This window comes from Streptococcus respiraculi (assembly GCF_003595525.1).
GTDB lineage: Bacteria > Bacillota > Bacilli > Lactobacillales > Streptococcaceae > Streptococcus > Streptococcus respiraculi.
Window position 1 is genome coordinate 1,642,376 of the sequence record NZ_CP022680.1, and the last position, 23,034, is coordinate 1,665,409.

General features: G+C 38.2%; 13 protein-coding genes and 3 pseudogenes. 6 read left to right on the forward strand and 10 right to left on the reverse strand.

Going from position 1 to position 23,034, the window contains the following annotated elements:
• The 9 genes from ispD to cpsA form a co-directional block, all read right to left on the reverse strand.
• Positions 1-729 (reverse strand): 2-C-methyl-D-erythritol 4-phosphate cytidylyltransferase, encoded by a 729-nt coding sequence (ispD, locus tag CHF41_RS07955; protein ID WP_119876769.1) that lies wholly within the window; start codon positions 727-729, stop codon positions 1-3.
• Positions 726-2,027 carry an O-antigen polymerase gene (locus CHF41_RS07960; protein WP_119876770.1) on the reverse strand — a complete coding sequence of 434 codons (1,302 nt, stop codon included), beginning with the start codon at positions 2,025-2,027 and terminating at the stop codon, positions 726-728. The genes ispD and CHF41_RS07960 overlap by 4 nt, the downstream gene beginning before the upstream one ends.
• 48 nt (positions 2,028-2,075) lie before the next feature.
• On the reverse strand, positions 2,076-3,002 hold the full coding sequence (locus CHF41_RS07965) for a glycosyltransferase family 2 protein (RefSeq protein ID WP_119876771.1): 927 nt from the start codon (positions 3,000-3,002) through the stop codon (positions 2,076-2,078).
• Between the two features lie 3 nt (positions 3,003-3,005).
• Positions 3,006-3,818, reverse strand: a complete 813-nt coding sequence (locus CHF41_RS07970; RefSeq protein ID WP_119876772.1) for a LicD family protein — start codon at positions 3,816-3,818, stop codon at positions 3,006-3,008.
• A gap of 99 nt (positions 3,819-3,917) precedes the next feature.
• The gene (locus CHF41_RS07975) at positions 3,918-4,769 is read right to left on the reverse strand and encodes a glycosyltransferase (protein ID WP_420852851.1); all 852 of its coding nucleotides are present in this window, start codon (positions 4,767-4,769) and stop codon (positions 3,918-3,920) included.
• 1 nt (position 4,770) lies between these two features.
• Complete coding sequence (locus tag CHF41_RS07980; protein WP_119876773.1) at positions 4,771-5,991, reverse strand: DegT/DnrJ/EryC1/StrS family aminotransferase; 1,221 nt, start codon at positions 5,989-5,991, stop codon at positions 4,771-4,773.
• Positions 5,992-5,999: 8 nt separating this feature from the next.
• Entirely contained in the window at positions 6,000-6,689 is a 690-nt protein-coding gene (locus CHF41_RS07985) for a sugar transferase (protein WP_119876774.1), read from the reverse strand.
• Between the two features lie 2 nt (positions 6,690-6,691).
• Complete coding sequence (locus CHF41_RS07990) at positions 6,692-8,494, reverse strand: polysaccharide biosynthesis protein (RefSeq protein WP_162911932.1); 1,803 nt, start codon at positions 8,492-8,494, stop codon at positions 6,692-6,694.
• Positions 8,495-8,752: 258 nt separating this feature from the next.
• Positions 8,753-10,210: an LCP family glycopolymer transferase CpsA gene (gene cpsA, locus CHF41_RS07995; RefSeq protein WP_119876775.1), complete on the reverse strand. Its 1,458-nt coding sequence runs from the start codon at positions 10,208-10,210 to the stop codon at positions 8,753-8,755.
• 283 nt (positions 10,211-10,493) lie between these two features.
• Here cpsA and CHF41_RS08000 point away from each other — a divergent pair.
• The 5 genes and pseudogenes from CHF41_RS08000 (at position 10,494) to CHF41_RS08020 (ending at position 17,427) form a co-directional block, all read left to right on the forward strand.
• Positions 10,494-11,662 (forward strand): annotated as a pseudogene (locus tag CHF41_RS08000) (IS30 family transposase).
• Positions 11,663-12,450: 788 nt separating this feature from the next.
• Positions 12,451-13,695: an MBOAT family O-acyltransferase gene (locus CHF41_RS08005; protein WP_162911933.1), complete on the forward strand. Its 1,245-nt coding sequence runs from the start codon at positions 12,451-12,453 to the stop codon at positions 13,693-13,695.
• Positions 13,696-13,713: 18 nt separating this feature from the next.
• Positions 13,714-15,123: an alginate O-acetyltransferase AlgX-related protein gene (locus tag CHF41_RS08010; protein WP_119876777.1), complete on the forward strand. Its 1,410-nt coding sequence runs from the start codon at positions 13,714-13,716 to the stop codon at positions 15,121-15,123.
• A 260-nt stretch (positions 15,124-15,383) separates the two neighbouring features.
• Positions 15,384-15,857: an IS200/IS605 family transposase gene (tnpA, locus tag CHF41_RS08015; protein ID WP_119876778.1), complete on the forward strand. Its 474-nt coding sequence runs from the start codon at positions 15,384-15,386 to the stop codon at positions 15,855-15,857.
• A 260-nt stretch (positions 15,858-16,117) separates the two neighbouring features.
• Positions 16,118-17,427 (forward strand): annotated as a pseudogene (locus tag CHF41_RS08020) (ISL3 family transposase).
• Positions 17,428-17,558: 131 nt separating this feature from the next.
• Here CHF41_RS08020 and CHF41_RS08025 read toward each other — a convergent pair.
• Positions 17,559-21,731, reverse strand: a complete 4,173-nt coding sequence (locus CHF41_RS08025; RefSeq protein WP_162911934.1) for a MucBP domain-containing protein — start codon at positions 21,729-21,731, stop codon at positions 17,559-17,561.
• Between the two features lie 574 nt (positions 21,732-22,305).
• Here CHF41_RS08025 and CHF41_RS10225 point away from each other — a divergent pair.
• Positions 22,306-22,945: pseudogene (locus CHF41_RS10225) on the forward strand (transposase); the annotation flags it as partial.
• Positions 22,946-23,034 lie beyond the last annotated feature (89 nt).

The following is a 23,034-nucleotide window of genomic DNA, read 5'->3' on the forward strand; positions in this document are numbered from 1 at the left end:
TTATCCAAATACCTGTTCATTTTCTCTAGAATCATAAATAGCCTTAAAAATATAGAAATCGGAAGGTGTTGTAATTTTAATATTCTCTGCTCCCCCCATTACCGTATGTAATTTCATACCATAATGTCGCACCAATGTCGCTGAATCCGTCATATTGAATAGATTATCTTGCTGGGCTTTTAAATGCAATCGAAAAATGTCTTTAAAATAAAAAGTTTGAGGAGCAACTGCTGTTTGACAACTATCTCGATCAACAACATTCGTAATCGAATTATTTTCATCAACTTGTATTACGGTTTCAATAACAGGCTTAACAGTAACTGTTGCACCATACTTTCGAACACTTTCGAGGTTTTTACTAATAATGTCCGCATCTATAAGAGGACGAACTCCATCATGGATTAACACAACATCATCATCACTTTTCACTAATTTTTGAACAGCCTCTAAACCATTAAAGATTGATAATTGCCCGGTTCTACCACCTGATACAATTTCTCTAACTTTTGATATTTGAAATTTAACTAATAAACTTCGTAAATAATCATGCCACCCATCTACGCAGACAATAATAATATTATCAATCTTCGGATGATTTTCAAAATGCTCAATCGTATGAATAATAATAGGTTTTCCGTGCAACTCGAGAAATTGTTTCGGTTTTGCTGTTATCTTCATTCTTGTACCGGTTCCACCAGCAAAAATAACTACTGAATTACTTCCATTCATTTGTCTCCTCCTTCAGATACTCTTCTTTTTCGAATATACCAATAAAAAATAGCTACCCATCCAATTTCATAAAGTGATCCTAAATGAAATCTATTAAAAAATTGTTCTAAAATAGTGAAGTAGGCTAATGGATAAATAGTTAGAGAATAAAAAATCCATGAAAACATATACTGAGTTTTTCGAGTCCATGAATACAGCGTTTCAAAAAATAAGCCCATAATAAATGGAAAGATTACCGTTCCAAAATAACCAAAATCCTCTACAAAAGGACGCATAGCTGAGTAAATATTGGACTCATAAACAAAGCCTGTTTTAGATTTATAGATAATAAATTCAGAAAAAACAGAGCCTTTATACACTAGACTTTCTATTCCCAATCTTCCTAAGACACCTAAAAATGAACGAAAAGTTACCAATCCAAATTTATAATCTATTGGTAATGACTTATCAAGATAAAGATTGAAATTATACAAACCTGACCCACCATAAAGACTGATAGCACGACTAAAATCTGATTTATAGCCCTTTAATTTACCAAAGATATAAAAAATACCTACAGCCAATACTATATAAAATGCCAATTTTACCAGTAGTCTGAAGTGAGCTCGAGTTATTTTTCCCTTATTAGTAGCTGTAAAAAACAGTATCCAAAGTACAATACAATAAATAAAAAAGCGTAATAGTATATTGCGATCAGTTGAGATAGCAGCCATTAATAAAAATATGCTAATAACAACAAAATGGAGCAACTGGCTTTTACTTGTTTTTACTACATATTTATCCAATAAAAATTGAAAAAAACTAATATTTGCAAGAGCTGTTAAAATTTTTACTAACTGATTAACTATAAAAGTATTTGAACCACTATGCTCAACGTTTCTATCATAAATTTGACGTAGCATAAAGCTAAAATCCGTTGATAACTGAATTCCTCTAAAAATAAGAAGGACATAGACTATCATAGCAATTATGGTTATCCAAAATAGCAACTTACTAGGACTAGCCACGATAAATAAGCTGCTATCCTTAGAGCTTTCCGGTATAACAAGAGACTTCTTCCTTGCATTAAAATAATCTATGACGAGAGTTCCTATATAAAAAGACAAAATCGCAGTCACAGTATAAATCATGAAACGATTATTCAAAGCTACATCCCAGTTTTTCTGATTAACCATTATAATGCTAGAAGCTAAAATAAACGATAACAAAAAAATAATGTTCGGCCTTATTAAGCTTCTCCACTTATAGAAATCGATTCCTAACAAAACAAAGGATACTATTAATAATAGATAAATCATAATTCTCCTTACAACCTAAAATTTTATTCAAATATATTTATATGTGCTCTAAATCAGATTGAAGATAATTTTTAATCTGATTGCCCACTTAGGCTCATTAGATAAGGAAAATAAACGACTATTTCTTATCAAAGCCAGTTTAGATGAGAAATCCTGTTGGTAGCCACTTAATATTTTTAAATCTGATAGAATCGTTCTCTCCATCATATCTTCAAATTTCTCAACTAATTCCGTCGCTAGTAGACTTCTGCCATTTCTTTTTGATTTATTGCGTAACTTTTTACACCAGTTAATATAAATATTTTCTTTTTTGACCCCTACTACATTATTTTCATGTTGTCGATAATAAATAAAGGCATCCGTGTCATATATTATTTTGCCGATAAGACTAGCAACCATGGCAACCCAAACATCATGAATCCTAACTTTTAGTAAATCGCTCGATGGCCTACGTTCCTTAGCAATTAAAGTAGTTTGAAGTGGTTTATTCCACACCATCGTACAGCCTGTTACTAGATTATTCGTTAAAATTTGAAGACTACTTATATTTATCAACTGCTGATGTCTCAGTCCAATAACACGTGTCTCTTGATCAACTAAAGTTTGATTTGAGCAATATAATATTGGTTTTTGTGTTTCTACATTATCTATAGCTTTTATAGCCTCAAACAATTTCTCTGGTAACCATATATCATCTTGGTCGCAAAAAGCATAATAATCATAATCTATCCCAGCCTGATATAACACTTCCATAAAACTATTACCAACTCCAAGATTAAGCCCATCATTCTTTACAAAAATGAGCCTATCCGCATAAGACTCTAATATCTCTAACGTTGTATCTTGAGAACAATCATCTCTAACAAAAATGCTTACCTCAACTCCTTCTTGTTGCAATAAACTATCTATTTGTTCTCTTAAATAGTTTTCGCCATTGTAGGTACTCATGATAATGGCAACTTTTGGTTTATTCATGTATTATCTCCAATAGTATTGTGACCTATGGTGCGAAACTTGCTGGTCTATAGGGGGTAGATGCATATAGTTTCCATAATGTTTAGTCAAGTAAGCATCATAGTCCAAAATGATGTCGAAATCATATCCTTCAAATTGAATAGTTTGGTAGTCCTTAAACGTAGAGGCTAGCATAATCTCCTTCTCACGATAGACCCCACTAATACAGCCTGCAAAGCGAGAAGTCTCAAAGTCATTTAGTTGACAAGTTGCATCTACTGACTGACATAGCTTTTGCTTATTCACAAATCTACTTATAAAAAAGAAGAACATGCGCACGGGCTCAAATACAATCGATCTTGTTTCACTTCTAAAGTACTTTTTCCATTTTGAAGCAACTAATAATTCTCTTTTAAAGCGTCCCTTATTAAAGTTTCTTAAAGCGATAGAATCATTATTACCTAAACCATCAATTGGAAAAATATCAATGCTAACCCCCATCTTATAATCTATCTCGCGTGAGTCATCGACAAGACATGTTCTTCTATCACTAATTCTAGTAAATAAATCAAAATAATCTTCTGTATAATTCAATGATAAACAGTCAAACCCACAATTATGATGATGGCAATATTCTAAAAATTTTTCATAATCAACGCGAGGCATCATAATATCAATATCATCATCCCACGGAATAAAACCTCCATGGCGGATAGCTCCTAAAAGTGTCCCTCCCCCTAATGAATAACGAAAAGAATTTTCTTTACAAATCTTATTAAATTCAATTAGTAAGTCAAGAGCAACTCTCTGTACTTCCTTTAGCTCTAGTTCTGCCATTATTAACTGATACCTTCTTACATTCTCTACTATTTTTATAATTTCATTTTTATATATAATATTAAATATATTATTCTAGTGTTACATGTTTTACCTACTCTATAGCTCTGATAATTCATTTTTGTTACGCAATAATTTTGTAAAAATCCACAAACGGATTTCATTAGGAACCAGTGCTACAATTGTTTGAATCGCAACAGTTTTATAATAATCAAAATGACTAATAAACCCTGTTTCTAAAATCTTTTTACGGCCGTTACAATATTTTTTCAGATATGCAAAACCGCCACGTCTTTCAATCATACCAGCGCCTGTTCGGACATCGACTAGATAGTCATCAATGTTCATACCTTTAGCTCCTGAAAGTAACATTCTTACCCAGAGCATATCATCCTCCATCAGAGGAGCATCTTCATAATTTCCTGCTTTTAAAACGCTACTCTTCTTAAACATGACTGTTACATGATTAAATGCACTTCTGCTCTTTTGATAGCGCATAATCTCATCATGCTCTAAAGGAACCTTACGGACCGCGTTAGGTTGCTGAGGATCTGTATCAAACTCAAGTATGTGACTGCCACAAATGTCTAGTCCAGTATCCTTCTCAAAGCATGCCAACTGCTTTTCAAATCGATCTTTATGCGCAATATCATCCGTATCCATCCGCGCAACCAATTCATAGCTACAATGCAACATCCCTTCTCTCAAGGCCAATCCTAGACCAACATTCCGCTCAAGTGGCACCCGTTTGATGAGCCCTGGATATCGGTCCTGATAGTTATCCAATACCTGGTACAATTCTTGTGACAGTGGTCCATCTTCTACAATAACCCACTCCGCAGCAGGCAAAGTTTGGATCAATAAACTATCAAAACACTCCTGCAAATAGCGAGGATTTTCTTTTATATACAAAGACAGTAAGACACTAAACTTTTTTCCTATTCCTATCATATCATACGGTTCCTTTCACACTCGCCACAATCCGATTTAGATTGTCTGTAATATACTCTACATCTTCATCACTTAGTTGGGTATGGAGTGGTAGAGTGAGTGTCTGTTCAAAATAATGGTAGGCATTTGGATACTCTTTGATGTCAAATCCCATATTAGCATAGGCTGTTAGAAGTGGTAAGGGTTTATAATGTACATTGCAAGCAATACCTGCTTCTGCCATTTTCTCAATAATTTGATTGCGTTCTTCCATTGTAATGCCTTCAATATAAGTGATGTACAAGTGCATTGAAGAAACATAATCATCGTGAAAATGATCTAAGGAATGAATAGCTGTTCCCTCAAATGCTTGATTATAGGCTGCAACAATTTCTGCTCGACGCTCTAGCAATCCTTCATAGCGTTTCAACTGAGCTAAACCAATAGAGGCCATGATATCTGTCATGTTGCATTTAAATCCTGGAATCACAATGTCATACTCCCACGCTCCTAGCTTAGTCTTAGCCAAGGCATCCTTGGTTTGCCCATGAAGCGAGAAAATTTGAAATTGGCGATACAAGTCTTCATCATCTAAGTTTGGATGAGATTTCCAGGTCACCGCTCCACCTTCTGCCGTCGTCAAATTTTTAACAGCATGGAATGAAAAGGCAGTAAAGTCTGCAACATTTCCAATCTTTCTTCCCTTATAAGAAGCACCAAAAGCGTGTGCACTATCTGACAGTACAACAATGCGTCCAAAGACTTCTTGAAGGGGAGATTCAGCTACGAATGTGGAACGATATTTCTCAACTATCTCAAAAATCCGATTATGGTCGCATGGAATCCCTGCTAACTCAACTGGAATGATGACTTTTGTGTGACTCGTAATGGATTTTTCTACAGCAGCATAATCCATTTCAAAATGGTCTGCTTGAATATCAACAATCACAGGTCTTGCACCGACATGTTCAATCACACTACATGACGCAGTATAAGTCATGGCTGGAACAATGACCTCATCTCCAGGTCCGACTCCTAAAACACGCAGTACCAGTTCCAAGCCCGCAGTCGCTGAATTGAGGCAGACTGTTTTATTTGTTCCAGTATAATGTGATAATTCTTGTTCAAATTTTTTGGTTTTCGGTCCCGTTGTAATCCAACCTGATTTTAGGGCATCGACAACCTCTGCAATTTCTTCCTCTGTAATATCTGGAGGAGAAAAGGGGATATTTTTCTTTTTCATTCTTTGTCTCACTTTACTACTTTAATGACGGTCTGAAACATAATCTGAATATCATTCCAAAACGAGAACGTTCGAATATAGTCTAAGTTATAGACCATCTTGTCAGGCAATACCTTCTGCACATAGGCTTCATCCGCTGTCATCCCAAGATCCATGTATTTTTCCATGAGCATATCTTCATCGCTATAGGCGATACTTGCTGGCGAGGTAATCCCTGCTGGCAATAGCAGGGTCGCATTCATCTCATCTGTGTAACAATCTGTATATTTTTCAACTTCAGGTCTGACACCGACAAAGCTCATATCTCCGGTCAACACATTAAAGAGTTGTGGAATTTCATCCAGGCGGTATTTCCGAATCAAGTTACCTACTCGGGTAATCCGACTATCATTTCCGACTGTCACTAAACTGCCTTTTTTATCGGCATCTGCCACCATTGTCCGAAATTTATAAATTTTAAATTTTCTTCCATGTTGGGTAATGCGCTCTTGGCGATAGAAAACAGATCCCGGACTGTCGAGTTTTATCCAAACAGCAAAAAATAATAACATAGGTGAAAATAGGATAATCAAGAGGATGGCCATCACTCTATCGAATAGGTATTTACAAGCCAAATCAACTTTTTTCCCTGCAAGAATCGTTCGATAGGGAGCCAATACATCCTTCTCTTCTTTAACCATCAACGTTTCATTAATCATCCTTACTCCTGTTTTGCGAATTCTAATAGTCTGTCTTTTAGCGTTTCGGGATCGTCATCCAACAAGGTGCTGATAAATTCTTCAATTTCTTCTGGTTTTTTATAGGCAACGCGTCCTACAAAAATTTTCTCATAGATTTGATCTGTTGTGCGTTCCTTGGTCGCTAAAAGCTCTTCATAGAGCTTTTCTCCTGGTCGAATACCGCTCTCAACAATTCCAATCTCCTCTTCTGAGTAACCACTGAGTGAAATAATCTTCTTAGCCAAATCAAGAATTTTGACAGGTTCTCCCATGTCCAAAATGAAAATCTCTCCACCGTTCATCAAGGCTCCTGCCTGGATTACCAAGCGACTGGCCTCGGGAATCGTCATGAAAAAGCGTGTCATACGAAAATCAGTCACTGTCACTGGACCACCTTTGGCTATTTGCTCTTTAAATAGTGGAACCACACTACCACGACTTCCTAAGACATTTCCAAAACGAACAGCTGCAAAGCGGGTTTTACCGGGCTCATTAAGGCTAGTCACAATCATTTCGGCTACCCGTTTGGTTGCTCCCATGATATTAGGCGGATTCACAGCCTTATCTGTAGAAATCATGACAAATTTTTCAACGCCATATTCCTTGGCTGCCTCAGCCACATTCTTTGTCCCATAGATATTATTTTTTACTGCTTCTTTTGGATTATATTCCATCAGAGGTACATGCTTGTGTGCTGCTGCATGATAGACCCTGTCTGGATGATATTGAGCCATGATTTGGAAAATTCGATCTCGATCTTGAATATCTGCAATAACAGGAATAATTTCAATATTATTGCGATAGCTCATCGATAGTTCTTTATGGATTAAATAGATCGAATTTTCCCCATGTCCCAAGAGCAACATTCTAGCAGGTGAAAAGCGAATCAACTGACGGCACAGTTCTGAACCAATGGAGCCTCCAGCACCCGTTACCAAGATGGTTTTCCCTTGGATGTTCGAGTAGAGACTAGATTGATCCAGCTCAACCTCTTGACGACCTAGCAAATCAACAATATCAATTTCACGTAGTTTGCTGACGCTCACTTGCCCAGACAAAATATCTTCTTGCCTTGGAATAGAATAAACTTTGACTTTTGTTTTTTTACAAATATCATATACCCGTGCATACTCTTCTGAGTTCAGCGACGGGATTGCAATGACGATTTGATCGATTTCATAATTTTTGACAATCTCTGGTATCTTCTCTTCCGCTCCTAGAACTCGGACACCATGCAGCAAGGTGTGCCACTTGGCTGAATCTTTATCAACAATTCCTATGATATCCATATCTTTAAAAGAGCGAATCGCCGTTTTTAAAAATAAATCAGCTCCCTGTCCCGCTCCGACTACCAAGGTTCGTTTTGCCTTAGCAGACTTACGTCTCATCAAGTCAACATCCTTCAATTCATAGGTCATCCGCCAAATCAAGCGTGACGCACCAATGAGTAATAGGGAGAAAATATAGCTAAGCAAAACAAAGCGATAGCTAAATACAATCTTCTGACTAAAGATAACAAGTACTGAGATAGCATAACTCACCAAGAGGTTCTTTGCCATTTGCCAAAGTGCGATGTAATCTGTAAAACGATTCAAAATAGAATAGACATGTGTCACATAGCCACATATTAGATAAACCAACCAAATCGCTGTTAAGAACACCAACATTCGTTGTAAGGATAAATCGATATAATTATCTAAGAAAAACTGAGTGATAAAACCACTCGTATAGATAATTAGAGCATCTACCATGATTAAAATAAAACGTTTTTGACCACGTGTCAATTTGTATTCCCCCTCTTACAGTTTGAGGAAACTTTCCAAAATCCTCTAAGGCTCACTTGATAATAGGCCTCCTGTAATGTTAAACGAACCGCTTCTAAAATTTTCTTTTCGAAAACCATTCATTTTTTCTATTTATATAGTTCGTTATCAATTTCATATCAGATGAGTTCAACTTCCCATTTTCAGGAAAGTTGAACTCAATATCTTTCTCTAACTGGTAAATCTATGATTTCTCCAGCTTCTTATTTGTGTCATATCCTACTTACCAGCCATAACATCTTGGATAGCCGCTTTTGTAGCGTTCAGGCTTTCCTGATCAATTTGCATCATATAAAGAGTGGCATCAGGCATGGCATAAGATGGCAAGCCCATAACACCTGTTCCCGTTAAGGCTTGTGAAGTGACACTATAGCTTCCGCCAGATTCCAATTGACTATTGATTAGACTAATCATTGTTTCAAGACTCATGTTGGTTTGAACCGAATCTTGAATACCATCTAAAATTTCATTGTAATTTTTCAAGACAGCAGGCGAACTTAATTTCTTAATTAAGCCTGCAATGACTTTCTCCTGATTTTTACCACGGTCATTATCACCACCTTGGAGAGAGTAGCGTTCTCGGACAAACTCCAATGCTTGGTTCGAATTCAGATGTACTTCTCCTACTGGGAAGAATGTGCCGTCATAACCTGTAAATTCTTGGTCATTTGTGACATCTACCCCTCCAACCACATCAATGAGTTTTAGGAAGGATGTAAAGTTTAAACGAACATAGTAGTTTGTCTTAATATCATAAAGATTTTCAAGTGTGTGAATCGATGCTTCTACCCCATAGATACCAGCATGAGTCAATTTATCGTTTTGGTCATTTCCGCCATCAGCAATTGGAACATAGGCATCGCGCGGAGTTGTAGTCAACAAGACTTTCTTGGTCTTACGATTGACCGTCATGATGATGTTCACGTCTGAACGGGAAACCGAAGAAATTGGTCCGTAGGTGTCGATACCGCTGACATAAATATTGAAAGCATCACCACTGATTTCTGTTCCTTGGATATTTTCTACTTTCTTGCTCACTTTAAGAGTATAAAGTTTTTTAATTTTTGATGCATCATAATCTGCAATGATGTTTTCAAATACACTATTTAAAACAATCACTTTTGCTTCACCGTTCATCAAGGATTGGTAAGCAGATAAATAAGATGGAGCAGCGTCTACTGTCAGAGATACTTGCTTCTCCTGTTGGAGACTTTCTGTTAGTTTGGTGATATTTTCTCCATCTGTTCCAGTTGGAGCCAAGACATTGGTCACCTGACTAATATCAGTAATGTCGCTGTCTGCTAATGTAATGACACTCATCTCGTATTCTGAATAGTCAACAGTTGAGTTGAGCTTCGCAGAAAAGTTCGTTACTTCTCGGATAGCAAACAGGGTTGCACCACTCACTAGAATGGATAGAATCAGAAAAATCAACGTAAAACGTGGTGCTTTCTTTTTGAAAGCCAAACCACCAAATAGTAATACAGCAAGAATTAAGATAGCTGTTATGATAATATTCAGCTTGCGGAAATCCAGTAGATTATAGCGGAAAATGGCAAAGAGAATGATGGCTGCCATCACCGTAAAGATAACTGCAAGTATACGGTTGACAATACTGAGTTTGCCACCTACTTGTTTTTCTTTTTGTTTTGTTGCTCTTCTCGAACGCTGTTCCATTTTTAACCTCCAAAACAGTATCTCATTAGTATGAGTATACCATAATCTTGCTTCCATTCATATGCTAAAACAGGGCATTCCCCTGACTAGATATTGAAACCATTGGTATTTTATCATATTTTATAGTTTTTTTCCACTCCCAACTTATTTTTAAAAAGGGGGTAGGATATGGTAATTTCCCAAAGTAAGTTCCACTTTAATTTTCGAATCGGAAGTTAGTCTAAAACGGATTTTTATGGTGGAATTAAGTCTGAGACGTTTGAGTTAGAAATGAGCCCTTACGATGACAAAATACAAACATCTTGCCCTATCAGACCGCAATGACATCCAGCTAGGCTTAGAACGAGGAGAATCCTTCAAAACCATCGCACAATTCATCCTTAAAGATCCTACTACTGTTTCCAAAGAAGTCAAATGTAACAGACAGTTCAGGACGTCTACTAGTGATGGGCTTCCTTGCCCTCTCCTTAATAAAGCTCCTTGTGTCTGTAACGCTTGCCCTAAGAGAAGACAAAATTGTGGCTATAAAAAATATTCTACTTCGCTAAACATGCTCAAAAACAATACAAACAAACTCTCGTTGAAGCCCGTGAAGGGACTCCCTCCTCAATTCTCAAACGTTCTGGTACATGGATAAAATCATTTCAGATGGAGTGAGAAAGGGACAAGACATCTATCACATCCTTAAAACTCATAATCTGGATGTCAGCTCCTCAACCGTCTATCGACACATCCGTAAAGGATATCTTTCTATCGCTCCTATTGATCTCGCTAGGGCCGTAAAATTCAAAGAAAGACGCAAATCGACACTACCTTCTACCCCTAAAGAAGCTAAAAAAGAACGGTCTATATGAGGAATTCCAAAAGTATTTGATGCATAACCAACTAACTTCATGGTTAGAAATGGACACGGTTATGGGCCGGTTCGGTGGGAAACTACTCCTCACCTTCAATGTCTCTTTCTGTAACTTTATCTTCGCTAGACTTCTGGACAATAAAACAGCTCTTGAAGTCGCTAAACACTTCTATGCCATCAAGAACACTCTTTATGAAGCTGAGAGGGATTTCTTTGAAGTCTTCCCTGTCATTCTTACTGACAATGGTGGGGAATTCGCTAGAGTCGATGACATTGAAATGGACGTGAGAGGAGAGGTAAAACTCTTCTTCTGTGACCCTAACCGGTCTGACCAGAAAGCAAGAATCGAGAAAAATCATACCCTCATGCGAGATATTCTCCCTAAAGGAACGAGCTTTGATACCTTAACTCAGGACGATATCAACCTGGTCTGTTCGCATGTCAATAGCGTGAAACGCGCTGCTTTGAATGGAAAGTCAGCTTATGAACTTTTTACTTTTACCTATGACGAAGAACTGGCTAAGCTTCTCGGTATTTCCCTAATTCCCGCTGAAGACGTCTGCCAGTCTCCTAAAGTATTGCAACATAAAGCCTAAAAACGAACTGAATAAAACCCACTCAAACGTCTCACACTAACTTCCACCATAGCGGAACTTCATCTGAAACTCTTTCAGATGAAGGGATTTTGTGCGCTCATTTTTTCAACTAACATTCGCCTAAAAAAGCAATGAAGTCAACAATTATAAAAAAACAGTGGAATTTACCCTCACATGGATTTCCACTGGTTTTTAGCGGTTTTATCAGACTAAATGCCACTTTAAGAGGCAATGGAAGTTAGTTTGGGAATTTAGCGAGGGTAGGATGTCATAGTGATTCGCTTCCTTCATCACTTCATTTTGCTCGATTTTTACAATCGACTCATTCTAATACTACATATCGTGCTAGTACGTTAGACAGAGACAGCTTTCCCTGTATAGCCCTGTGTAGCGCTCCTGTTCTCTCTCCTTGGTATACTTGACATCTAGAGGTAGAACTGTCATAATAAACAAGTGGCGGGTGCGCTCTTGCTTTTAACAAGATTGTACTTGACATCAATTATCCGAATTATCGAGGCCTATCTATGTTGTTTACAACGCAAATATTTTTATTTATCTTTTTCCCACTCTCTGTGTTGGGCTATACTATCATCAATGGACTAATCTCTCTCAGAAGCGTTCGTGGTCTGTTTGGTAAGAATGAAATCTATTCGATGTATATAAGAAACCTATTTCTGATAGGATGTAGTCTTTTCTTTTATATGTGGTCTTCATTTGATAATGTATTCCGATTTTTATTTTATGTCGTTGTTGTCTATCTTATCGCTTTATGGATTGAGAAGACAAGGGTGAAAGGATATTATCTGAACATTTATCAATCTTCCATCAACCAAAAACGCTTCTATTTGACACTCTTGCCACTATGGATTGGGATATTCCTTACAACTTTCGCTTTAATTTACTATAATTATTCCAATTTTCTGATTCAGTGTTGGAACCTGTTGTTTGGAGACAATATTCCTCCTAAATCCTTACTCACTCCTCTCGGAATATCTTTCATCACCTTTTCTAGTATCTCCTATTTGACAGATATTTACCGAGGACAGGCGTCAGCAGGTCATTTTCTTGATTGTCTTCTTTATCTTTCCTTTTTTCCAAAAGTAATTTCAGGTCCCATTATTTTATGGAAAGATTTTCAGAAACAGATTGGAAAAAATACGCTATCCCTGACCTTGGCTACAGACGGTATCAATCGTATAATGGTTGGTTTTGCTAAAAAAGTGATTCTAGCAGATACCTTTGGTGCTTGTTTAGCTCAAATTTCAATCTCTGCAATGGATCAAGTGACGGCACTTGGAACTCTTGTACTCTATATGTTACAAATTTATTATGATTTTTCAGGATATTCAGATATTGCCATTGGTATTGCTAAAATCTTTGGATTTGAATTCAAGGAAAATTTCAATTTCCCATATCGTTCTACCTCTATTTCTGAATTTTGGAGACGTTGGCATATTTCCTTAGGAAGCTGGTTTAGAGAATATATCTATATCTCTTTAGGAGGAAGCCGTAAAGGACAGCGACAAACGTTACGTAATTTAATCGTTGTTTTTGCTTTAACAGGGATTTGGCATGGTGCAGGATTCAACTATATTCTTTGGGGTGGCATCAATGCACTATTTGTTGTGACCGAGCGCATTATTCGCGATAAGGACTTCTACAAGAAAACGCCCACGATTATAAAATACATTATTACAATGGGAGTTGTCTTACTATCTTGGCAATTATTCCGATTCCAAAAACTTTCTGACATTTCCATCGTATTACATGCAGTATTTGGAAAAGAGACAGGCCAGCCTATAGCCTATAGTTGGCAGCATTATTATGATTTAAAAATCATCGCACTCACTATGGTCGGCATAGTCGGAGCAACCTTGCTAGGATATCAGAGATTGAAAAACTGGTATCATAATGTAACTTCTACCTCTATTGGTTACTTACTGCAGGAAATAGTCTTATTGGCCATTTTTATCATTGCAATCTTGTTTATGGTCAATTCAACCTACAGTCCATTTATCTATTTCCAATATTAAATAGAAACGGAGAGATTGATGAAAATTATAAAGCTTCTTACAATAACTGTATTTTCAATGATTGTGCTTGTCCCCGTTGCGACTTTTCGCTTTGCACCACATATTTCCTCTGAGATCGATAACCGAATGTTGATGGAAAACCCATTTTCAACAGAGGCAAAGCAAGACGGCAAGACAGATCTAACAGATAATATTGAAAACTATGTCAATGACCGAATTGGCTTTCGAGATGAAATGATTCTAGGATATACCCTCTTAAACGATCGTTTGTTTCATAAGATGGTCCATCCTAGTTACCAGTATGGAAAAGATGGCTACGTCTTTGGCTCCGGCCTTACCACATCGACCTATCAATATTCTGACTATCACGAGACATTTGCAGATATGGTCAAGGCTGTACAGGACTATTGCAATGAGAGAGACATTCCCTTCTTGTTTGTTTTAAATCCAGCAAAGCCTGCTGTGTTAACAGACCATCTCCCTGCTGGTATTAACTACAATCGCGATTGGGTAGAAAAATTCCTTGCCGCTCTTGATAAACGCAAGGTTCGGTATGTGGATAATACCGTCACTCTTCGTGCAGAGACCCAAGAAGGTAAAGCTGTCTTTAATCAAAAATATGATGCTAACCATTGGAACGATTTGGGAGCTTTTTACGGGACTAATGCCATTTTGTCTGAGGTAAAACATGACTTTCCTAACGTGCAATTAAATCAACTCGAAAAGCTTGATGTGTCTAGTCGGTTAGAAGTCACTTTACCCGTATCTCAGTTTCCAATCCACGAAGAGGTTCCTGTTATCCAAGTCCCTGCTGGAGATATTACAAGCGCTAAAACCGATGCATTCAAAGATGAATTGCAATTTGACCCAGCCTACCATACCTTTGCTTACTACCAAAATCGCTCTAAAATGAACACAAAAACACCAAAGGTGCTCATGTTCCAAGGAAGCTATATGAATAACTTTGGTCACAAATATTTAGCCAATGCTTTAGGGGAATACATCACTATTCAGGATTATCAAAATATTTTAAACTTTCCCTATTATTACAATATTTTCAAACCTGACATGGTCATCTTTGAAGTTGCTGAATATACTTTTTCAAATACCTACTTTAACTATGACAAGATGAAACAAGTGGATTTCAATCCTGTACTTTCCGCCATCAATCATACCGAAGACTCTACAACTAAACAGGCTTTACCAACCAATCAACTGAGCATTGACAAAGGAGAAGCCCTTACTAAGATAAGCTGGAGAACCAATGCCGCTTACCAGTATGTGTGGCTAACATTAGATGAGAAAGTATATGATATGGAAAAAACCGAGAACGGATATGTTACAACACTTCCAACTGAAACTCTCTCTGAAACTCCCAAAATAGAAATCATTTCGCAAGATGAGCAAGATATCTTATGGTACCAATAAACCCCTACTGAAAAGTATACCTAGTCCATCATAGACAAATAATCATCTTTAATCTTTGAAATATTTCAAGTTGAGCTTGTTAGTGATTCAAAAGCTGCATCACTAACAAGCTCACTTTTTTTATGGTTTCAAGCCAGTTCTTCTCGCAGAGAAGAACAAGAAAACCACCAGCTAAGCTGGTGGCTAACAAGGCTTCTAGCTTTCATTTATTTTTCCTAGTATAATCTAATTGTTCAGGTTAGACAAAGGAGGAAAAATAAATGACTAAAAGTAGTTATAGTTTATCATACACCAAATGGATGTGCAAATATCATATTGTCTTCACACCGAAGTACCGAAGAAAAGCCATATACTACAAAATTAGGCAGGATTTAATCGATATTTTCCGTCATCTATGCCAATATAAAGGAGTTGAAATTATTGAAGGTCACATGATGTCAGATCATGTTCACATGTTAGTTCTCATTCCTCCAAAACTTGCGATTTCTGAATTTATGGGCTATCTGAAAAGTAAAAGTGCCTTAATGATATTTGATAAACATGCGAATTTAAAATATAAGTATGGAAATCGCAAATTTTGGGCAAGAGGCTATTACGTCAGTACGGTAGGATTAAACGAGAAAACTGTTGCGAAGTATATCCGTGAGCAGGAAAAAACTGACATCGCTCTTGATAAGTTGAGTGTTAAAGAGTATGAAGATCCATTTTCAGATGGAGGTTTTAGAACAAGATAAAAGCCCGTTGTTACGGGCATTAGTCAAGTAATAGAAGCTAACCTGAACGAAGTTCAGCGAGCGTCTTTAGACGCCCGCTGGAGGGAAACGGCTTATAGCCGGTGTACAAGCCACCCGTTTTCACGGGTGGTTATGACTGCTCTATAATTTCTGTAGTGGGTAACTCCACCGCAGAGGTTATAGAGCTTTTTGACTATATCAAAAAGTCCCATATGACCTATAATGAAAAGCGACAAAACTATCATTTTAGAAAGACTCATATGGAACAAACTCATTTTATCACACAACTGCTGGGAATTAAAGACCCTAATATCCTATTCGACAAGGAAATACTCGATATAAGAACCCATAAGGAATTGAAGGCAATCTTAGATTACCTTGCACCGCCTTGCCCTTACTATCAAGGACAGATGGGAAAATACGATTTCCAGCGTGAATCTAAGCTTCCTTTTCTTGATTGTGCTGGCTATAGGATTTTGATTCGTCTCAAAAAGCGTCGTTTCAAGTGCAAAGACTGTGGAAAAATCGCTGTCACAGAGACTTCGCTTGTCCCTAAAAATCATCAGATTCCAACCATCGTCAAACAGAAAGTTACCCAGCTTCTCATCGAGAAAGTATCCATGACTGAAATAGCCGACAGACTTTCCATCTCAACATCTACAGTTATTCGAAAACTCAATGAGTTCACGTTCAAGACTAACTTGAATCGTTTGCCTGAAGTGATGAGCTGGGACGAGTATCCCTTCAAGAAGGGAAAGATGAGCTTTATTGTTCAAGATTTTGACACAAATAACATCATCGCTATCCTTGATGGGCGGACACAAGCAACCATCCGAAACCACTTTCTGCGTTATCCTAGAAAGGTTAGAAATCGGGTCAAAGTCATTACCATGGATATGTTTAGCCCCTACTACAAATTGGCTAGACAGCTTTTTCCACATGCTAAAATAGTGCTTGATCGCTTCCATATTGTACAGCATTTAGCTCGTGCTATGAACCGTGTCCGTACCCAAATCATGAATCAATTCGATAGAAAATCTCTTGAGTATCGAGCCTTGAAACGCTACTGGAAACCTCGCTTTTTTATTTCTAGGCTCAGGCTAAATCAGTCCACTGGACTGATTTACTTCAACAGGACAGTCGAAAACTCAGTGACAAGCGCTTTTACCGCCCTACATTTCGGATGCATTTGACAAACAAGGAAGTAGTCGAACGTCTTTTGGGCTGCTCTGACGAACTTAGGAGGCATTATGACCTCTACCAGCTCTTGCTTTTCCATTTTCAAGAGAAACAAGCTGACTATTTTTTCGACTTAATTGAAGAACAGATAGAGGGTGTCAATCCATTCTTTCAGACTGTTTTTAGGACATTCATGAAAGACAGGGACAAATTTGAGAAGGCTTTGGTTTTACCCTATTCAAAAGCCAAACTGAAGGCTACAAATAACATCATCAAAATCATCAAGCGTAATGCCTTTGGATTTCGGAACTTTGAAAACTTCAAAAAGCGGATTTTGATTGCCATCAATATCAAAAAAGAGAAGACCAAGCTGGTCCTCTCTAGATGTTAGCTTTTCATCTACCTACTACAATTGACAAAGAGCCAGAAAATTGTCCAAAATGGACTTTTTCTTCAATCTGATGTATCTGCTGATTTGATGATGACATCATCAAACTCACCATTAAAGTCTCAGAAATCGAATTATTTTTCGTCTTCTGATTTCTTCTTGCCGAGTCCGAGAAAAGCCGCAAATCCTAACGCAGCAACGCCGTATGCAAATGCAGCATTTCCTGGAGTATCACCTGTGCGTGGCAATTTTCCTTTCGCTACTCCTACTGGTTTTTCTGGCGTTGGTGGAACCTGTGTTGTTGGTGGTGTTATTGGAGGTACTGGTATAGTTGGCTTCTTCTTGTACACATAGGTAACTTTCTTCTCACCATTGATGTAGCGACCGTTTGGCTCATCATCTTCTACACGTACCAATTCATAGCCATCAATCTCTTTTGGAGTTGTTGTATATGGATCATTTGGTTTACCTTTACTCTTATCTTGTGGTGCTAATGGAGTACCATTTTCATCCACATAGTTAACTTCAAGTTCACCTTTTTCAATAACTGGTGTAGATTTCAAGCGGTAGATATAGGTAACATTTGTAATACCTCTTACAACTTTACCATTTTCCACATCGCCGTCTTTCACTTTGACAAGTTCATAGACTTTGCCACCTTCCCCTGGGATTTCCTTTGGAATTTCCTTACCATTTTCGTTCGTGTGGTACTCAGTTCCAACTGGTGATGTTGGCGTATCAACGGTTGAATTTTTAATGACATTTCCGTCTTCGTCTACATAATGAACAGTGACTGAACCTGTTGGTACATAAGGAATTGGTGTATCTTCCTTCGGATTCTCTGGTGTTGGTGGGACATATTTTCCATTAGGATCTTTTGGCAATGGCTTGCTTGGATCTTTTGGATCGACTGGTACAAATCCATCAATATCTGGTAAACGTGGATCGTCATTTGGATCCTCTGGAGTCTCATCATAATCCACTGGTGGGATATTTTCACCAGTATTTGGATTTACTGGAGGAGTTAGTGGGTCATTTGGATCTGTTGGCTTAGATGGATCCACTGGGATGTATGGGATGTACTTACCTGGTTTATCCGTAGGTGTCTCACGTTTCTTGTACTCGTATTGGATTACTTGTTTGCCTTGGGCTACCTTGCCTGTAGACTTCGCTGAGCCGGCTTTCACCTTTGGAGCTCCATCCGCATTTCTTACAAGAATGTATTCTACTCCTTTTTCGTCAAATAGGCTTTCTGGAGCTTCGTCTGCGTAGGCTGTGCCAACTGGGGTGTCTTGGGGTTGGACTACTTTATCTGTTTTGTTTTTGTAGTCTTTGTATAGACGTGTTTCACTGCCTTCTACGAAGTATTGAGCTGTTACTTCGCCACCAAGTTCTTCGTAGACATAGGTAACTTCTGTCGTTCCTGGTGTAACTTTACCGTCTTCCTTTCCTTGAGTCAAGTTTGGTACAAGTCTATACTTCTTGCCGTCGTCTGTGGTGATTTCGGTCGGACGGTTATCAGTCGTTGTATAGTCTGTTCCTGTATCTGAAGATGGAGTGTCAATTACTGTACCTTTTAGTTCTGGCCCCTTCTTATCATCTTCCTTGTCTTCGGTAACTGAAGTCGAGATATTGCCAATTGTTTTGCCATTGTTTCCAACTCCTGTGAGCGGATTGCCTTCTTTATCAACATAGTGAACGATGACATCACCTTTTTGAAGTTCGTAGTAGTACACAACACGAGTAGTACCTTCTACGACTGTTCCAGTTTCTTTTCCAGAAACTCCTTCGGTTCCTTCGACTCGTTTGTAGACCTTGCCATCGTCTGTGGTGATGGTTTCTGGGTGATTATCAGCCGTTGTATAGTCTTCACCAGTTGATGAAGCGGGGGTGTCAATGACTGCTCCCTCCCATGTTGTGCGCTCAGTATCATCCTTCTTATCTTGGGTATCCGAGGTTGAGACATTTCCGATTTTTTGGCCCTTGTCTCCAGTTCCTGTGATTGGTGTTCCTGTCCCCTTTTCACGGTAGAGAATCACAACATCACCCTTGACTTCACGATATACATAGGTGATTTTCTTAATCTTATCTGCTGCAATATCACCAGTTGGGGCATCTGTCCCTAAGGCTGTCTTTGTCTCTGTCAATGCACCATTGGTTACTTTTCCTACTGGATAATCACCAGTTGGGACAAGTTCATAGGTTTTCCCTTCCGTTTTTCCTTCAGGAGCAGGCGTTTTGACAATTTTTGGATGGTAATCCTCTGTATCTGTATTGTAAGGGGTGTTTGCTTTTCCATCTGTAACAACTTTTTGGTTACCTTCGATAAGCTCATCTCCCTTTTTAAAGATCAATGGGTTTCCATCTTCATCCACATAGTTGACAATGACTGAACCTGGTTTTGCTTGGTAGTAGTAATAAACAGCAGAACCGATTGACCAGCTATTTCGGAGTGCAGTAGTTACTTCAGATGTGCTTAAAATAAAATTAGTTGTATTGTCTTTTCCACGAAGAATCGGGCTAGCAACACGATATGGTTTTCCTACTTCAACAACAGTACTATTTGGCAAGTCCGCATACTTTTCAACAGCAAAATCACCGTTTGAAAGAGCTCTAGACTTATCTTCAAATCTCCCACGGAAGTAGCGGGTATTGTCTTTACTAATCAGAAACGCTAATTCAGGTTTTGCTACTACATCCGCATCTGAATAATTTCGAGGGTCGTACAGCTTGTTCTCTTCAATCGAAAACTCCTCTAAATGGTTAAAGAAATACTCTGCTTCTGCTTTTTTCTTAGCCTCTGCCACTGTAGCTAAGGCTGCTTCTTTTTCTGGACCATCTACTAAAGCTTTTGCTACTTCTTCTTGCCTTTTTAGCTTAAGCTCTATATTATCTGGCAACACATAGGCTTCTACTTCCATTGTTCCATTATTATCAAGATAGGTTATTTTTCGATAAAGCGTAATATTTCCAGTTTTTTCTTGTCCTGTAGTTTCATCTATTTCTCTAATTCCTGAAGGCCCCCTTACGACATTGCGGAGATACTGAACAGAACCTTTTCTTAAATCTCTAGTCGGAATCAAATCTCCCGAAGGATTACCTACTGTGTTGACATAATCGTAACCTTCGATGGTGATTGGGACTGTCTTATAATCAGAACCTCGCCAACCATATTGATTATACGGAGGGTGAATCTCCTCATTTGTATCAATATCAAAATAACGGGACGGCTGTACCAACCATTCTGGCGCAGCAGTGACAACCTCCCTTGCCCAATTTATGTTACCAGATGAATTCACACTAAAAGATCTACCAACAAAATAAGTTGAATTAGCACTGGTTGCAGCGATATCACCGTCTTTCACCGTGAAGTTAACCGTAAAATTATCAACCGTCAGTGGTACAACTGTCGTAGAATCAGAAAGGTCGAGTGTGGCATTGCCAACAGGCTTACCGTCCTTGAAGGCTGTAATATAGATTTTGCTTGGTTTTCCATCATCAGACTTTGGATCTTCCGCATCAACAGAATAAGTGAATTTTATCGGATGTTCTGTATCTCCATGGGCCTCTTTTAATCCTAGAATAGCCGTAGTGTAGCGAGATGGTTCTGGGTCTTTCGGATCCGCTTCATTGACTGGCTTAACAGAGTAATCCGTTTTCCACTCTGGCGCTCCTTCTTCTACACCATTTTGGTTGGTTGCTCGTAAGGCCGAAGTTCCTGAAGTTACAAATGGTTGACCTTGGTTTGGAAAGGCTTCTTCTCTGCTCGGTGCTTTTGGCCAGCTTGCACGTCTTTCCGATTCATTGCTTTCAGCGACTGGTTTTGTATCATTTGCAGAATCCTCTGAAGTAGGCTCTACCCCACGAACTTCCACTACTTCAGCACTTGTCAGACGACCGACAAGGACACTATTTTCTAATACCGTGACTGAACCATCGCTATCTACAAGAACTTGAAAGCCTTCTGTTAAGTTATTATCTGAACGAACAGTCGCTACAACAGCTGCTTTCTCAGCTTCGCTGAGATTAGCTACGTCCAGTACTTTCACTTTTTTCTGAACAGCTAACTGACGATCGGTTGAATTCACTTCTTCCACCGGGGAGGCTACAATATTTGTCCTATCTGTAACATCCGCATCTGATGTCTCATCTCCTCTTTGCTCTAGTGCTGGAGAAAACACTTCAATTGAGGCTTCTTCAGCCGCTACCTGATCTAAGCCTGCTATGAATACTGTCCCTAAAAGAACCGAACACGTACCAATCGTAAACTTGCGAATTGAAAACCGTTGTTTTTTCTTGAAAAACATCCATTTTCCTCTACTTTCTATAAAAATATATCTATCTGACAAGCAGATGTCCCTCTCTGTGTGTCGACAGAAAAGAACCATAGCTATTATAGCACCATACCCCGAAAAATACAACTATTTGAATTGTAATTTAAAAAATATAATTTCTAGCAGGTTTGAACCGCAAGCCATTTGTTAGACAAAAAATCTAACAAATGGCTTGCTTTTTGATGAAATTAAATTACAAAAATAAACTAAAGATATATGAACTTGAGAAAAAATGGGAGGACATGGTCTCGGATTGGTAAGATCTACGATGTTAGAGTTTCCGATCTCAAATACATGATAAAACTCATGGCTAGATATGGCATTAAGGCAGGTAGGAAGAGGCTGGGCAAAAAGTCTTAAAAATAGTCAATGGCTTAGATTAACGTTGTCAAGAAACGTTGATTCTAAGCCATTTTATATTGTCCAGTTTTTAAGAGAGGTTAAAAATTGAGTTTTCGCCCAGCCTCATTATTCTCCAGAACTGAAACAGGAAATAATGTATAAAGTTCTTCTTGAAGGCCAATCTCAACTATCCCTCTCTCTTGCCTATGAGCTCCTTAAATACCACGATTGGCGTATGGTTAGTCCTCACCCTAAACTCCCTAAAAAAGCAGACGTCAAAACCATCTTAGCGTCTAAAAATAAAATCTTTATTCGAGAAGAGAGCAAGTAAGCGCTTCATCGCTGAGAAATCCTACCAAAAGACCTGCTTTAGGTATCAAGATACGACAGGATTTGGTCGTATTACTAAACTGGGTTCTTGTTGCTCACTAAAGAGTTGCCGTCCTCGCGTAGCTAGTCGAGTATCGCTATTCTTATGGTGCTGTAGATGCTCATACAGAAGACTCGCTTTTCATAATAGCAGGTAGATGTAATAGCCATTGGATAAATGAGCTATCAACGGCCTATCCAGATGATTACCTTATTTTAGTCATGGATAATAAATATCAGACCTTAGCTATCCCTAAGAATATAGAATTTACCTCCATTTCACCTTATACTCCTGAAATGAAACCTATTGAGCAAGTATGGGTTGAGATTCGAAAACGTGGGTTTAAAAATAAGGTATTTAGAACACTAAACGAGGTCATTGATCAACTTCAAGAGGTGATTCAAACCTTGTTCTTTGCCAACTAAATTTGATTGTACACAGAGGCTGGGTGACCGCTATTTTTGATTTTGGGTGAGTATTACTAACAGTATACTGGAAAAATGACGATCTCGGTAGATACCTCGTTATGGCGATTACGCTCATTATTTGTGAAAGACAGAAAAA